Below are 13,640 nucleotides of genomic sequence, written 5' to 3' on the forward strand. Positions count from 1 at the left end.
CGGATTCAGCCGTTGCCGGAGGCGTCGAGGTAGAGATGGTCCGGCAAGGACTTGGCGCCACCCGTGAGGGCGTCGCCTCCGAGGCGCGCCAGCGTCGCGAAGATGCGCTCGCCGTCGGCCCGCTCGGCGGGAACCGGCCGGCGCGGGATGCCGTCGAGGAAATTGCGCTTCAGGGACGCGAAGGTCGCCGTGTCCTCGGCAACCATCAGCGGGCGCACGATCTCCCAGGCCTCCGGCTCGTTGGCGAGCAACTCCTTGGCGGCCATGGAGGCCCGGGCGAAGCCCTGCACCGCCTCCCGGCGCTCGGCCACCGCCTCCTGCGCGAACAGGTAGCCGATCAGCGCCACCGGCCCCTGCGCCCCGAAGGCGCGCATGATGTCGTCGGCGCTGACGAGGCGGCGGAAGCCCTTGGCCTCGAGACGGGCACAGTATTGCCAGTAGAGCAGGGCGGCATCGAGCTCGCCGGTCTCGAGCTTCTGGGTGAGGAGCGGGGGCGCGCCGAAGGCGAGCTGCGCGGCGGTCTCGATGTCGATGTCGCCGGTCTCCTTGCCCTGGGCCTTCAGGAGGATCCAGTTCTTGTCGAGGGCGCCCCCAGCCACGCCGAGCTTCCGGCCCGCGAGATCCTTGAGGGACTTGATCGGGCTGTCGGCGGGCACCATCAGCGCGCCCTCGGTGGTGGAATAGGGCACGAAGCGCACCCCCCTCCCCTCGCTCCGCAGGCGCGCGGCCCAGATCAGGTCGCCGACGATGGTGTCGAGCTGCTTGCCCTGGAAGGCGATGCGGGCGGCGTCGTTCCCGGCGAGCTTGACGATCTCGAGGGTGAAGCCGTTGGCCTCGTCGAGCTTGCGCGCCTTGATCACGGCCGCTTCCCAGGAGGCCGTGCCGAAGGGCAGGACGCCGAGCCGGATCGTGTCGGAGGCCGCGCGGGCGGGGCGCAGGCCCGGCAGGGACAGCAACGCCGCCGTCGCGATGAGACCGCGCCGTGACAGCATGGCCGGAACCTCCCCTGTGCCTTGTCGGCGGCCTTGTCCTCGCTCGCGCGAACCGGCACCACCCTTCAAGAGCTTCTTATAAGACGCGGTTCCCCGGCGTCCACCGGGGCAAGCTGCCCTCCCCTGCGGCACGGCGGCCTTGCGGGCCGGTCCGCCCGCGTTAGCTCGCCCTCGAAACGAGACCTGAAGGAGGATGCGATGAGCGAGGCACGCAAGACCGTCATCGACGACGCGACCGTGGAGGCGCGGCTGAAGAGCGAACTGCCGACCTGGCGGCTGGAGGACGGCTGGATCCGCCGCACCTACAAGACGGCGGGCTGGAAGGGCACCCTGATGATCATCAACACGGTGGGCCACCTCGCCGAGGCGGCCTTCCACCATCCCGACATCACCGCCTCCTATGCCTGGGTCGAGGTCCGGCTCGTCAACCACGCCGCCAAGGGCATCACCGAATCGGATTTCGCCCTGGCCAAGAAGATCGAGGAGGTGGTGATGTGGCAGCCGGGCCGGGAGGACGGTCCTCTGCAGGGCACGCCGGACGATCCGCGCTTCGCCTATATCAAGTACGAGAAGTGAGCCTGAAGCCTTTGCCGTGACGTGTGCGCTCACGCCGAGCCGGTGTCCGGTCGGCGGAGAGCACTCCAGGGCGCTCACTGCGGCTCCTTCACCCGCCGGCACTCGGTTTTGAGGTAGCTCGTCTTGCCGACCTCGTCGCGCAGGTCGGTGCGGGCAATGATCTCCTGCCAGCCGCTGGTGCAGCCGAGCTCGTTGGCGACCCGCACCTTGCGGACCTCGCTCGCCCGGTCGTCGGTGCATTCCCCCTGCGGGATGCCGTTGGCGCAGACGAGGACCACGGCGATGAAGGCGTTCATGGGGGTTCCGGGCTCCCGGCCTGTGACTCCGATGGAGGCTTCTACGCGCGGGGCCCCGCCGGGGTTTCCGGCCGTGGACTCGTCCCGCGATCGGGCAGGTCGAAAAGGGCCCGGTTAACGATCCCGCAAGCTTCCGTTCGCGGTCGCGGTCGCCCGCGTGCTAGTCAAGTCTTGGCGAAGATGTGCGCAGGATCTGCGTAGATGACGTAGACGAGCCGCCCGGTTCTCGGCGGGCGCCACCTTCGGTCAGGGGCACGATCGGGGGCGGACATGACGTCGGGCGGTGCGGAGACGGGCGGGCGGACGGGCCGGCTCCTGGAGCTCGACGCCCTGCGCGGCGTGGCCGCGCTCCTGGTGCTCGTGCTCCACTACACCGCCGGCTTCGACAACGAGGTCGGCTGGCACGGCCATCCGCCGCTGTTCCGCCTGTCCTCGGGGCATCTCGGCATCGCCCTGTTCTTCGTGATCAGCGGCTTCGTGATCGCGATGACCCTGGAGCGCTCGCGGAACGGGCTCGACTTCGCCGTGGGCCGCTTCGCCCGCCTCTACCCGACCTTCTGGATCTGCGCCCTGATCACCACGGGCGCGATCCTGGTCACGGGCTTCAACCCGTTCCACCTGACGGTCCCCGGCTTCGCCGCGACGCTGACCATGCTGAACGGGCTCACCGACCTGCCCTTCGTCGACCCGTCCTACTGGACGCTGACGCGGGAGCTCCTGTTCTACGCCTTCCTGGCCACGGCCTATTTCACCCTGGGGCCGCGCGCGCTCACCGGCGTCGTCTTCGCCTGGATGGTCGTCACCGCGCTCTACAACGTCTTCGTGATGGACGAGAACATCTATGCCTGCCGCACGGCGGCGGGCTGCGGCGGCATCCTGCTCAACGCCACCTTCGCCCATCTCTTCGCCCTCGGGGTGATGGGCTACAAGATCCACCGCGGCGAGCGCACGCCCTTCGTCTGGATCACCCTCGCCGCCGCGGCGGCTTCCGGCAGCGTCTATCTCTGGCCGCTGAGCGGCTTCCAGCCGATGAACGCGGTCAAGAGCGTGCTCTATCTCGGCCTCGTCCTGCTCGCCGCGGAGGGCCTGCTCCGCGTGCTGCGCTGGCGCGTGCTCGTGTTCTTCGGGACGATCTCCTACGCCCTCTACCTGCTGCATCAGGTGATCGGCTACGCGCTGATCGGCGCCCTGGTCGCCCGCGGGCTCGATCCGAACCTCGCGATCCTGGCCGCCTTCGCCCTCGCCACGGCGCTCGCCGCCGCAGTCTGCTTCGGCGTGGAGCGGCCGGCGCAGCGGGCGATCCGCCGGGCCTATACCGTCTTCCGGGCCCGCGGGCCCTCGGCTGCCCTCGCCCCGGTCGCGCAGGCCGGGCGCTCCTGATCGCGGCCGGGACCCTCGCCGGGCTCAGCCGAGGGTGAGGATCCGCTCGGCGGAGAAGGTCTTTCCCTCGACCGGGTTGGCGACCCAGCGGCAGCGGCCGATGGCGAGGTCGTGGCCGGCATGGAAATGGCCGGAGATCCAGAGGTCGGGCCGCTTCGCGTCGGGGAGATCGTCGAGGAGCGTCGTGGCATAGAAGGCCGGAACCCACCAGGGCACTCCGGGCGCGTCCCGGAACGCGTCCGCCGCCAGGGGGCTCGCGGGATGATGGGTGACGACCACGGTGGGGCCGGCGAAGGGCGCGTCCAATGCGGCGAGCAGCGCCGCCTTGTCGGCCTCGTGCGCCCGCATCGCATCCTGCGGCGACCAGGGCGTGCCGTCCCCGTTGCGGATCGAGCCCCGGTATTCCCGCGAGCCGGTGACCGGATCGGTCATCCGCGCCGCCGCAAAGGCGACCGGGTCGGCCGGGCGGTCCGGCGTGGCCTCGGTGAGCCAGCGGCCGGCGAGCGACCAGTCGCTCCAGAGAGTCGCGCCGAGGAAGCGCACCCCCGCGATCTCCACCCGCGCGCCCGACTGGAGCAGGTGCAGGGCTGCGCCCTCCCCCCTCAGCCGGGCGACCTCCGCCTCGAGGGCCGCCATCAGTTCGGGGGCGGTGCGGGGATCGCCGGTCGGCGCGTAGCGCTCGTGGTTGCCCGGCACCAGCACCACCGGCCGGCCCGCGGCGAGGTCGAGCACCGCCGCGAGCCCCTGTTCCGGATGCCCCTCCCAGAGGTCGCCGGCGCAGACCAGCACGTCGAAGGCCTCCGCGTCGGGGCGCGGGATCAGGTCGAGCCGGCGGCGTTCCAGATGCAGGTCGGAGAGGGGGAAGAGGCGAAGCACGGAATCGGGTCTCTCGTCGTCAGGCGCGCAGGTCGTCCGCCGCGGCCCGCCGTTCGGCCCGGGCGGCCTTGAGGATGTCGGCGGCGGAATCGGCGTTGAGGAGGGCGATGCCGAGGCCCGCCACGAGGTCCGGCCAGGGCGACAGGGTCGCGGCGGTGATCAGCCCGGCGGCGACGATGGCGAGATTGGCCGCGACGTCGTTGCGGGCGGAGAGCCAGGCGGCGCGGGTCAGGCTGCCGGCGCCCTCCCGGTGGCGGGCGAGCATCAGGGCGCAGGTGAGGTTGACCGCGAGCGCCCCGAGGCCGGTCAGGGTGAGCGGCACTGCGGCCGGGGCGGTGAAATCCGAGAACTTTTCCCAGGCGGCCCAGGCCGTGGCGAGGCCCGGCACCAGCAGCACCCCGGCCAGCGCCGTGCCGAGGCGGGCTCGGTTGCGTGCGCTCCAGCCCAGGCCCGCGAAGATCAGCAGGTTAATCGCCGCGTCCTCCAGGAAGTCGAGGCTGTCGGCCAAGAGCGCGATCGAGCCGATGGCGAGCGCGACCCCGATCTCGACGCAGAAGGCGGCGAGGTTCAGGCCGGCCACCCGGGCGACGACCGGGCGCAGGCTCGGCGGAATCGGGCGTCTGGACACGGGCACGATCTCCGGAGGGCGGGCCGGATGCTGATGGCGTGTGCCGTGCGTGCTGTCGAGGTCGGGGATCGGCGCGGCGAAGGCGGGATCCGGCCCCTCGCCCGCACCCGGTCCGCATCGGGCGCCCTGTATATCGTATACGCGGACACACGGGCTGGATTTGCGCGCGCGCCTGTGCAAGGCGAAAGCTTCGCCGCGCGCCCCCGTGCGGCCGCGAGCGAGAAGAATCGAGGGGGAGGCGAGAGATGCTGCCCGAGCTGCGCGTTCTGTATTTCGAGGATCTGGAAGTCGGGCTGACGGAGATCCTGAAGAAAGAGATCTCCTCCTCCGACGTGGTGGGCTTCGCCGAGATCACCGGCGACCGCAACCCGATCCACCTCTCCGAGCATTTCGCGGCCCGCACCCCCTTCGGCACCCGCATCGCCCACGGCCTCTACACGGCGGGCCTGATCTCGGCGGTGCTCGGCACCCGCCTGCCCGGCCCGGGCGCCGTCTACATCTCGCAGACCCTGAACTTCCGCGCGCCCGTGCGCATCGGCGACACCGTCGAGGTGAAGGTCGAGGTCGCCGAGCTGATCCCCGAGCGCCGCCGCGCCCGCCTCACCTGCACCTGCTCGGTGGGCGACGAGGTCGTGCTCGACGGCGAGGCCCTGGTGAAGGTGCCCAAGAAGGAAGAGGCCGATCCGCTCGCCATGCGCATGGGCGGCGGCCGCGCCTGACGCGGCCCCGGACGCCCCTTCGGATCAGGCCCGGCCGCCGATGCGCCGGGCCGCCTCGAAGCGGTTGAGGAAGCGGGGCTCCTTCTCCGGGGCGATGCGGATGGCGAGGTGGATCCGCCCGCTCTCCTCCGCCCGCCGGTCGAGCACCTCGGCGTTCTCGTAGAGCCAGTTGAGCGCCGCCCCATCCTCCGGCGGCAGGGTGAGGGCGAAGGTCGAGCGCGCCTGCGCGATCCGCCCCTCGATCCGGGCGGAGAGCGCGTCGAGCCCCTCCCCCGTCAGCGCCGAGACGAGGACCGGGCCGGGCTGGCCGTCCCGGGCCTGGCCGGTGAGATTGAGGAGCCGGGTGCGCTCCTGCGCGTCGAGCAGGTCGGCCTTGTTCCAGACCTCGATGATCCGGTCGGCATTGGCGGCGATGCCGAGTTCGCGCAGCACGCCCTCCACGTCCTCGGCCTGGGCCTCCGAGTCGACGTGGCTCACGTCGCGGACATGGAGCAGGATGTCGGCCTCGATCACGTCCTCCAGCGTCGCCCGGAAGGCGGCGATCAGCGAGGTCGGCAGGTCGGAGATGAAGCCGACGGTGTCGGACAGGATCACCGTCTCGCCATGCGGAAGCTTCGTTGCCCGGGCCGTCGGGTCGAGGGTGGCGAAGAGCATGTCCTGCGCCTTCACCTGCGCCTTGGTGAGCGCGTTGAACAGCGTCGACTTGCCCGCGTTCGTGTAGCCGACCAGCGCCACGATCGGATAGGGCACCCGCGCCCGGCTCTGCCGGTGCAGGCCGCGGGTGCGGGTGACCGCGTCGAGGTCGCGCTCGATCCGGGTCATGCGCTCCTGGATCATGCGGCGGTCGGCCTCGATCTGGGTCTCGCCGGGGCCGCCGAGGAAGCCGAAGCCGCCGCGCTGGCGCTCCAGGTGGGTCCAAGAGCGCACGAGCCGCGACTTCTGGTAGGCGAGATGGGCGTGCTCGACCTGAAGCGTGCCCTCACGGGTCGAAGCGCGGCGCCCGAAGATCTCCAGGATCAGGCCGGTGCGGTCGATGACCTTGGCGCCCCAGGCCTTCTCCAGGTTGCGCTGCTGGACCGGCGAGAGGGCGCAATCCATCACGACGAGGCCGATCTCCTCCGCCTTGATAAGGCCGGCGAGCTCCTCGACGCGGCCCTTGCCGAGATAGGTCGAGGGCCGGATACGCGGCAGCTGGACGGCGCTGGCCTGGACCACGTCGAGATCGATCGCCGCGGCAAGCCCCACCGCCTCGTCGAGCCGCGCCTCGCTGGAGCGCGTGGGCTCGGTGCCGTCCGCGGCGGCCCGCTGCGCCGCGCGGCTGAGATAGGGGCCGACGACGAGGGTCCGGGTCGAGGCGGCGATCTCGCCTTCCGGTGCGGCCTGCGCCTGCAGCCGCGCCTCGCCGGGGAGCAATGGTTCCGTCATGACGTCCTCGTGACACCCTTCGGCATATGGGGCCCGGGGCGCGGTTCCGCAGCCTCATGCGTTGAAAACCCGCCATGCCATCGCCGGATCGCCGAGTCGATGCCGGGCGCGCCCCGGACCCTGAGGGGGGCGGGAGGGACCGCTGCCATTCGCCGCCCTGGGCAGCGGCGGCGGGATTGGCTATGTCGCGCTTCGAGGCCCGGGAGGGCCGGGAAGGCCGCGAGGGAGGCGGCGGGAAGCGTGAACGACCGCCGCGAGACCGACCGCATCGAAGCCGAGCTGCATCGCCAGTCCTCGAGCTCCGATCCCTTCGCCGCTGCCGTGCGGGCGACGCGCATGCCGATGCTCGTCACCGATCCGAGCCGGCCCGACAACCCGATCGTCTTCGTCAACGACGCCTTCACCAAGCTGACCGGCTACACGCGCGCGGAGATCCTCGGGCGCAACTGCCGCTTCCTGCAGGGACCGGAGACCGACCCGCGGGACGTTGCCCGGATCCGCGACGCGGTCGAGCGGCGGGTGCCGATCGAGATCGACCTCCTCAACCACAAGAAGAGCGGTGAGGTCTTCTGGAACCGGCTCCTGATCTCGCCGGTCTTCGACGAGGACGGGGTGCTGACCTACTTCTTCGCCTCGCAGTTCGACGTCACCCTGGAGCGCGACCGCCTGGTGCGCCTGCAGAACGACCGCGACGCCCTGGAGCAGGAGGTCGAGCGGCGCACGGGCGAGCTGACCCGCAGCGAGGGCCGGCTGCGCTTCATCCTGGAGGCGGGGCGCTTCGGCACCTGGACCCTCGACCTCGCGGACCGGCGGCTCGTCACCTCCGACCTCTGCCGCGAGAGCTTCGGCCGCCACGCCACCGATCCCTTCACTTACGACGATCTCGTCGCCGCGGTCGTTCCCGAGGACCGGGAGCGGATGCAGGCGGCGATGCACCGCTCGATCGCCCGCAAGGCCGATTACGACATCGAGTACCGCGTCCGCACGCCCGCGGGCGAGGTCCGCTGGCTGCAGATGCGGGGTCAGACCGCCTACCGGGCGGATGGCGAGCCCCTGAGCATGGCCGGCGTCTCCCTCGACGTGACGGAGCGCAAGCGTGGCGAGGAGCATCGCGCCCTGCTCGCGGCCGAGCTGAACCACCGGGTCAAGAACTCGATGGCGACGATGCAGTCCATCGCCCACCAGACGCTGCAGAACGCGGCCTCGCTGGAGGAGGCCCGCAAGACCCTGGACGCTCGCCTGCATTCCCTCGCCTCGGTACACGACGTCCTGACCCGGGAGAGCTGGGAGGGGGCGACCCTCGCCGAGATCGTGGACGGCGCCCTGCAACCGTTCCGGGTGCCCTCCGGCCGCCGCTTCAAGACCGGCGGCCCGGACGTGCGGCTGCCGCCGCGGCTGGCGCTCGCTTTCGTGATGGCCCTGCACGAGCTCGCCACCAACGCGGTGAAATACGGCGCCCTCTCCAACGAGGAGGGCCGGGTGATTTTGAACTGGGAGGTGGACGGCGTCGCCGAGCCACGGCTCCTGGTGCGCTGGGAGGAGATCGGCGGTCCGCCGGTGACGCCCCCGAGCCGCCGCGGCTTCGGCAGCCGGCTGATCGAGCGGGTCCTGGCGGCCGAGCTCGAAGGCAGCGCCCGTCTCGATTACCGGAGGCAAGGCCTGGTGCTCACCGTCGACGCGCCGATGCCCCGGCTCAAGCGCGGCGAGGCCGATCACGGCTGAGCGCCCCCGGAGCTGCGGGGCGCAAACACCTTCGTCGGCCCGGCTGCGGAACCAATTGCGTCGCAGCCCTCACAGCCTGTATAGCGTTGTCTTCCCCATTCAGCGTGAGACGGTTCGCTTGGGTCCGGCCGAGGCCGGAGACGGCGCCCCTTCGCCCCGGCAAGGCGTTTCCGCCACGCGAGAGAGATTCGGAGTCCGCGCCATGTCCCAGGGTCCCCTGATGCCGAAGGCGACGGCCGTGTGGCTGGTCGAGAACACCTCCCTCGCCTTCGAGCAGATCGCCGATTTCTGCAAGCTGCACCCCCTCGAGGTGAAGGGCATCGCCGACGGCGAGGTCGCGGCCGGCATCAAGGGACTCGATCCGGTCACCACCGGTCAGCTGACCCGCGAGGAGATCGAGAAGGCGCAGAAGTCGCCGCATTACCGGCTCAAGATCGCCGTCTCCAAGGTGAAGCTGCCGGAGGTGAAGCGCACCACCAAGGGGCCGCGCTACACCCCCCTGTCCCGCCGCCAGGACCGGCCGAACGCCATCCTCTGGCTGCTGCGCAACCACCCCGAGCTCAAGGACGCACAGATCATCCGGCTCGTCGGCACCACCAAGGCGACGATCCAGCAGATCCGCGACCGCACCCACTGGAATTCCGGCTCCCTGCAGCCGATGGATCCGGTGACCCTCGGCCTGTGCTCGCAGATCGACCTCGATTTCGAGGTCCAGCGGGCCGCCAAGGACCGGCCCGCGGTCAAGCCCGGCGAGGGCGGTGCCACGCTCCTGCCCACCGAGGTCTCCACGGCGCCCGCAGCCGAGACCGAGCAGGGCGAGGAGAGCGAGGACGATCTCAACGCCGATGCGGTCTTCGCCAAGCTCAAGGGCATGCAGCGCGTCGACGAGGACGACGAGGACTGATTTCTTAAGCCCTCGGTTCCGACGGGGAGCGAGGCGGGGGCTCCCGCTGCGGGTGCCGGCGAAGATGCCGGCATGGATGTCGCGCCGGGCCGGCCGGTGTTCCGGCCGCTCGGCGGATCAATGGATCAGCCAGACGTGGAAGCCCCCGCTGCGGCCGAGCGCGCGCGCCTGCGCGCCTATCTCCTGCTCACCTTCACCGCCTTCCTCTGGGGCTGCAACGCCGTGGCCGGCCGCTGGGCGGTCGGGCAGGTCTCACCCCAGGTGCTGACGACCCTGCGCTGGGCGATCGGCTTCGCGGTGCTCGCGCTGTTCGCGGGGCGGCGGGCGGTCTCGGAACGGCAGGCCCTGGCCCGGCGCTGGCGGTACGTCCTCGCCATGGGCGCGGTCGGCTATACCGCCTTCGCGAGCCTGTTCTATCTCGCCGGCAACTACACCAGCGCCGTCAACGTGGCGCTGTTCCAGGGGGCCATCCCGGTCCTCGTCCTCGTCATGAATTTCCTCGCGCGCGGGGTGCCGGTCGGCCTCGGCCAGTCGCTCGGCGTCTGCGTGACGCTGGCCGGGGCGGCCGTCGCCGCCACCCACGGGGATTGGAACGTGCTCAGGACCCTGTCCTTCAACCAGGGTGACCTGATCATGCTCGTGGCCTGCCTGTTCTATGCCGGCTACACCGTGGCGCTCGCGGCCCGGCCGAAGGTCGACGGCGTCGCTTTCTTCACCGCCATGGCGGCGGCGGCCTTCCTGACCTCCCTGCCACCCCTCGCCGCCGAATGGGCGCTCGGCCGCCTGATCTGGCCGACGCCCTGGGGCTGGGCCATCGTCGCCTTCGTGGCGGTCGGGCCGACCCTCGTCGCCCAGCTGTTCTTCATGCGCGGCGTCGAGCTGATCGGGCCGAACCGCGCCGGCCTGTTCGTGAACCTCGTCCCCGTCTTCGGTGCCCTGCTCGCCGTGCTCGTCGCCCGCGAGCCCTTCGGACCGGGCGAGGCCCTGGCGCTCGCCCTCGTGCTCGGCGGCATCCTCATCGCGGAGCGCACCGGCCGCAGGAAGGCCTGACCGCGGGCCGGGCACATCCGGGCCTCCGGGGCGTTGTCCGCGGTCGGTTCCGGCAGAGGCGGATATGGGACAGGGCGCGCGGCAAGAGATCGGGGCGATGCGGGAGGGGGGAGGCGGTCGCCTGCGGCCGTGGCCCGTGGCAGGCGCCCTCGGCCTGCTGCCGCTCGCGGCGGCGGGGGCCTGGATCGCCTGGAGCCATCTCGCGAAAAACCGGCCCCGGCCGCTGCATCCGGCCCTGTCCGGCCGGCTCACCCGCTTGCACAGCCGGGTCGGCCGCCTCGGGCTCTATGCCGCGGACACGCAGCCCGGCCGCCCGCTCCTCCTGATCCATTCGGTCAACGCGGCGGCGAGCGCCTACGAGGTCCGGCCGCTCTACGAGCATTACAGCCGGGAGCGTCCGGTCTACGCCCTCGACCTGCCGGGCTTCGGCTTCTCCGAGCGCGCGAACCGGATCTACACGCCCCGGCTGATGGTGGATGCGATCCGGATCGCCGCCACCGAGATCTCCGGCCGCCACGGCGGCATCCCCCTCGACGCGATCGCCCTATCCCTTTCCTGCGCCTATCTCGCCCGGGCCGCCCTGGAGAGCCCGGGCCTGTTCGCGACGCTGGGCCTGATCAGCCCCGTGGGCTTCGACGAGCGCCTGTCCGGAGAGGGACCGCCCGACGCGGATCGCGGCAGCCGCATCGCCCGGGAGCTCGCCGCCTTCCCGCTCTGGGGACGGCCGCTCTTCGACGCCCTCGTGAGTCCGCCGAGCATGCGCTTCTTCCTGGAGAAGACCTGGGGCTCGCGGGATATCGACGAGGGGCTGTTCGCCTACGACCAGCTCACCGCCCATCAGCCGGGCGCCGAGCACGCGCCGTTCTCCTTCCTGTCGGGCTATCTCTTTCCCGACGACACCACCCGTCTCTACGAGAGCCTGAAACTGCCGGTCTGGATGCTGCGCGGGGCTCGGGGCGACTTCGTCGATTACCGTCGGATCAGCGCCGTGGCGGGCCGGCCGAACTGGACGCTGGAGCGGCTGCCGACCGGCGCCCTGCCGCATTTCGAGGCGCTCGGCGCGGTGGTGCGCGCCTACGACGCCTTCTCGTAAAAGGTGCGGCCGTCCTGAAGTTCTATGTCAGGTTGTGTACCGAGATGACTTGATCCCCGGACATGTCCCGGCGCAAGGTCCGCCGAACAATTCCGCGGGAGACGGGATCACTTGATGTTCGAACGCGCCAGTGAGCGTATTCGGCGCTGGCTCGACGCCGTCGGACACCTGCAACTGCTGGCGATCCTCGCGTTTCTCGGGCCGGCCCTGGTGCTGGCCGTCGTCACGCTGCAATCCCGCACGCTTCTTCTGCAGAGCGCGGCAGACCGGGCCGGCCGACTCGCCGACCTGCTGGCGCAGCATGCGACGACGACCTTCGATACCTACAACCTCACCTTCAACCGTGTCGAAGACTATCTCAGGGACGCGCCCAGGCCCCTGGAGGAAGCGCCGCTTCACCGGCTGCTGAGTCAGCTCGACGGCGAGGTCCGCAGCACGGATGCGCTGGTCTATTACGATCCGTCCTGGAACACGGCGGCCCACAGCCGCTTCATGCCCACCGCCCGCACCTATGTCGGCGACCGCGATTACATCCGGATGGTCGAGGCGCAGAGCGCGGGCGGCGAGACGCTGCTGTCGGGCAAGCAGGGGCTCGTGGTCAGTCGGCCGTTCCGCAGCCGTATCACCGGTGCGGTCATTCTGGTCGCGGCGCGGGGCCTGCACGACGCGTCCGGCCGTCTGCAGGGCGGCCTCGGGGTGGTGCTGTCGCAGAGCGTTTACCAGGACTTCTACCGCACCGCGGCGCTCTCGAAGAGCGACCGCGTGGCCCTGATCCGCGCCGACGGACGGGTGCTCGCCCAGATCCCGCCCGCGCCGGCCCCGCCCGAGCCGAGCTACGCGGCGGCGCCGGCCGTGAACGGGCTGGCCGCCTCCTTCGAGCGTCCCCTGCCCCTCATCGACGGCACGGCCGACACGGTGTCGGACGCCGACGGAATCCGGCGCATCGCCGGGCTGCGGCGGGTCGAGGGCTACCCGGCCTATGTCGAGGTCGGTCTGGCGGTGGAGGTCCTGCTCGCGCATTGGCGCCGCGGCGTGGCGGTGAACGCCGTCATCGCGGCCCTGACCAGCCTGGCGCTCTTCGCTCTGGCCCGCCTGGCGATGGCCAAGACCCGAGCCGAGGCCGAGGCGCAGCGGCTGCTCCTGGCGGAGGCCGAGGAGCGGGCCAAGGCCGAGGCCGCCCTGCGCCAGGCCCAGAAAATGGAGGCCCTCGGGCAGCTCACCGGCGGCATCGCCCACGACTTCAACACCGTGCTCAACGTCGTCCTGGTGAATCTCGAGAATGCCCGGCGTTGGCTCGACGACGGAAGGGCGAAGGAGCCGGGCCGGCTCGACGGCTACGTGCTGGCCGCGACGCAGGGGGCGGAGCGGGGCGTCGCCCTGACCCGGCGCCTGCTCGGCTTCGCCCATCCCCAGGCGATGGAGGCGGGTCCGGTCATGGTCTCGCGCCTCGTCTTCGGCGTGCTGGAGCTGCTGGGCCAGGCCGCGGGCAGCGGCGTGCGCATCACCCTCGACTGCCCGCGCTCCCTGCCCCCGGCCCTCGCCGACGCCAATGCCCTGGAGACGGCGCTCCTCAATCTCGTGGTCAATGCCCGCGACGCCATGCCGAACGGGGGACGGGTCCACATCGCCGCCCGGGCCGAGACCGTGAAGCCGGGCGCCCTCGCCGCGATCCGGCCCGGCCGCTACGTCGTCGTCGGCGTGGAGGATACCGGGCGCGGCATGGATGCGGAGGCGGTGGCGCGGGCGACCGAGCCCTTCTTCACCACGAAGCCGTCGGGAATGGGCTCGGGCCTCGGCCTCGCCATGGTCGACCGCTTCGCCCGGCAATCCGGCGGCCTGCTCGGCCTCACCAGCCGTCCCGGCCACGGCACCCTCGTTGAGATCTGGCTGCCCGCCGCCGAGGTCCCGGCGCCTCAGCCGGTGGTGACGTCGTAGCGCAGCCGCGGCGCGACGACCCGCCGCTTGCGATTGCTGCCGCT

Annotated in this window: 13 protein-coding genes; 8 read left to right on the forward strand and 5 right to left on the reverse strand. The window is 71.4% G+C overall.

What is annotated here, in order from left to right:
- Positions 1–5: 5 nt before the first annotated feature.
- Complete coding sequence (locus MMB17_RS20150) at positions 6–992, reverse strand: ABC transporter substrate-binding protein (RefSeq protein ID WP_241100049.1); 987 nt, start codon at positions 990–992, stop codon at positions 6–8.
- A 198-nt stretch (positions 993–1,190) separates the two neighbouring features.
- Here MMB17_RS20150 and MMB17_RS20155 point away from each other — a divergent pair, with 198 nt between their 5' ends.
- Complete coding sequence (locus MMB17_RS20155) at positions 1,191–1,568, forward strand: 4a-hydroxytetrahydrobiopterin dehydratase (RefSeq protein WP_238310896.1); 378 nt, start codon at positions 1,191–1,193, stop codon at positions 1,566–1,568.
- A 74-nt stretch (positions 1,569–1,642) separates the two neighbouring features.
- Here the strand turns inward: MMB17_RS20155 and MMB17_RS20160 are convergent, their stop codons facing one another.
- Positions 1,643–1,864 carry a hypothetical protein gene (locus tag MMB17_RS20160; protein WP_238310895.1) on the reverse strand — a complete coding sequence of 74 codons (222 nt, stop codon included), beginning with the start codon at positions 1,862–1,864 and terminating at the stop codon, positions 1,643–1,645.
- Positions 1,865–2,134: 270 nt separating this feature from the next.
- On the opposite strand from MMB17_RS20160, the gene MMB17_RS20165 reads away from it, so the two are divergent.
- Positions 2,135–3,244, forward strand: a complete 1,110-nt coding sequence (locus MMB17_RS20165) for an acyltransferase family protein (protein WP_241100050.1) — start codon at positions 2,135–2,137, stop codon at positions 3,242–3,244.
- Between the two features lie 24 nt (positions 3,245–3,268).
- Here the strand turns inward: MMB17_RS20165 and MMB17_RS20170 are convergent, their stop codons facing one another.
- Together MMB17_RS20170 and MMB17_RS20175 are read right to left on the reverse strand one after the other, a co-directional pair.
- The gene (locus tag MMB17_RS20170) at positions 3,269–4,120 is read right to left on the reverse strand and encodes a metallophosphoesterase (RefSeq protein WP_241100051.1); all 852 of its coding nucleotides are present in this window, start codon (positions 4,118–4,120) and stop codon (positions 3,269–3,271) included.
- A 19-nt stretch (positions 4,121–4,139) separates the two neighbouring features.
- Complete coding sequence (locus MMB17_RS20175) at positions 4,140–4,748, reverse strand: cation efflux transmembrane domain-containing protein (protein WP_241100052.1); 609 nt, start codon at positions 4,746–4,748, stop codon at positions 4,140–4,142.
- Between the two features lie 245 nt (positions 4,749–4,993).
- Between MMB17_RS20175 and croR the strand changes: the two genes are divergently transcribed.
- Positions 4,994–5,467, forward strand: coding sequence for a 3-hydroxybutyryl-CoA dehydratase (gene croR / locus MMB17_RS20180; RefSeq protein WP_238310891.1), 474 nt, complete (start codon positions 4,994–4,996; stop codon positions 5,465–5,467).
- A 24-nt stretch (positions 5,468–5,491) separates the two neighbouring features.
- On the opposite strand, the gene hflX is transcribed toward croR, so the two are convergent.
- Complete coding sequence (gene hflX, locus MMB17_RS20185; protein WP_241100053.1) at positions 5,492–6,892, reverse strand: GTPase HflX; 1,401 nt, start codon at positions 6,890–6,892, stop codon at positions 5,492–5,494.
- Positions 6,893–7,132: 240 nt separating this feature from the next.
- Here hflX and MMB17_RS20190 point away from each other — a divergent pair, with 240 nt between their 5' ends.
- The 5 genes from MMB17_RS20190 (at position 7,133) to MMB17_RS20210 (ending at position 13,596) form a co-directional block, all read left to right on the forward strand.
- Positions 7,133–8,614 carry an HWE histidine kinase domain-containing protein gene (locus MMB17_RS20190; protein ID WP_241100054.1) on the forward strand — a complete coding sequence of 494 codons (1,482 nt, stop codon included), beginning with the start codon at positions 7,133–7,135 and terminating at the stop codon, positions 8,612–8,614.
- 202 nt (positions 8,615–8,816) lie between these two features.
- Positions 8,817–9,518 carry a DUF1013 domain-containing protein gene (locus MMB17_RS20195; protein ID WP_238310888.1) on the forward strand — a complete coding sequence of 234 codons (702 nt, stop codon included), beginning with the start codon at positions 8,817–8,819 and terminating at the stop codon, positions 9,516–9,518.
- Between the two features lie 120 nt (positions 9,519–9,638).
- On the forward strand, positions 9,639–10,568 hold the full coding sequence (locus MMB17_RS20200; RefSeq protein ID WP_420847289.1) for a DMT family transporter: 930 nt from the start codon (positions 9,639–9,641) through the stop codon (positions 10,566–10,568).
- Between the two features lie 97 nt (positions 10,569–10,665).
- Positions 10,666–11,661, forward strand: coding sequence for an alpha/beta fold hydrolase (locus MMB17_RS20205; protein WP_241100056.1), 996 nt, complete (start codon positions 10,666–10,668; stop codon positions 11,659–11,661).
- Positions 11,662–11,775: 114 nt separating this feature from the next.
- On the forward strand, positions 11,776–13,596 hold the full coding sequence (locus MMB17_RS20210) for an ATP-binding protein (protein WP_241100057.1): 1,821 nt from the start codon (positions 11,776–11,778) through the stop codon (positions 13,594–13,596).
- The last annotated feature ends 44 nt before the right edge of the window (positions 13,597–13,640 follow it).

The organism is Methylobacterium organophilum (assembly GCF_022533465.1).
Taxonomy (GTDB): domain Bacteria; phylum Pseudomonadota; class Alphaproteobacteria; order Rhizobiales; family Beijerinckiaceae; genus Methylobacterium; species Methylobacterium organophilum.

Excerpts from the sequence above, each read along its gene's own strand:
- croR (WP_238310891.1), top strand. The coding sequence starts at position 4,994 with ATGCTGCCCGAGCTGCGCGTTCTGTATTTCGAGGATCTGGAAGTCGGG.
- MMB17_RS20205 (WP_241100056.1), top strand. The coding sequence starts at position 10,666 with ATGCGGGAGGGGGGAGGCGGTCGCCTGCGGCCGTGGCCCGTGGCAGGC.
- MMB17_RS20150 (WP_241100049.1), bottom strand. The coding sequence starts at position 992 with ATGCTGTCACGGCGCGGTCTCATCGCGACGGCGGCGTTGCTGTCCCTG.
- MMB17_RS20210 (WP_241100057.1), top strand. The coding sequence starts at position 11,776 with ATGTTCGAACGCGCCAGTGAGCGTATTCGGCGCTGGCTCGACGCCGTC.
- MMB17_RS20165 (WP_241100050.1), top strand. The coding sequence starts at position 2,135 with ATGACGTCGGGCGGTGCGGAGACGGGCGGGCGGACGGGCCGGCTCCTG.
- MMB17_RS20200 (WP_420847289.1), top strand. The coding sequence starts at position 9,639 with ATGGATCAGCCAGACGTGGAAGCCCCCGCTGCGGCCGAGCGCGCGCGC.
- MMB17_RS20160 (WP_238310895.1), bottom strand. The coding sequence starts at position 1,864 with ATGAACGCCTTCATCGCCGTGGTCCTCGTCTGCGCCAACGGCATCCCG.
- hflX (WP_241100053.1), bottom strand. The coding sequence starts at position 6,892 with ATGACGGAACCATTGCTCCCCGGCGAGGCGCGGCTGCAGGCGCAGGCC.
- MMB17_RS20195 (WP_238310888.1), top strand. The coding sequence starts at position 8,817 with ATGTCCCAGGGTCCCCTGATGCCGAAGGCGACGGCCGTGTGGCTGGTC.
- MMB17_RS20155 (WP_238310896.1), top strand. The coding sequence starts at position 1,191 with ATGAGCGAGGCACGCAAGACCGTCATCGACGACGCGACCGTGGAGGCG.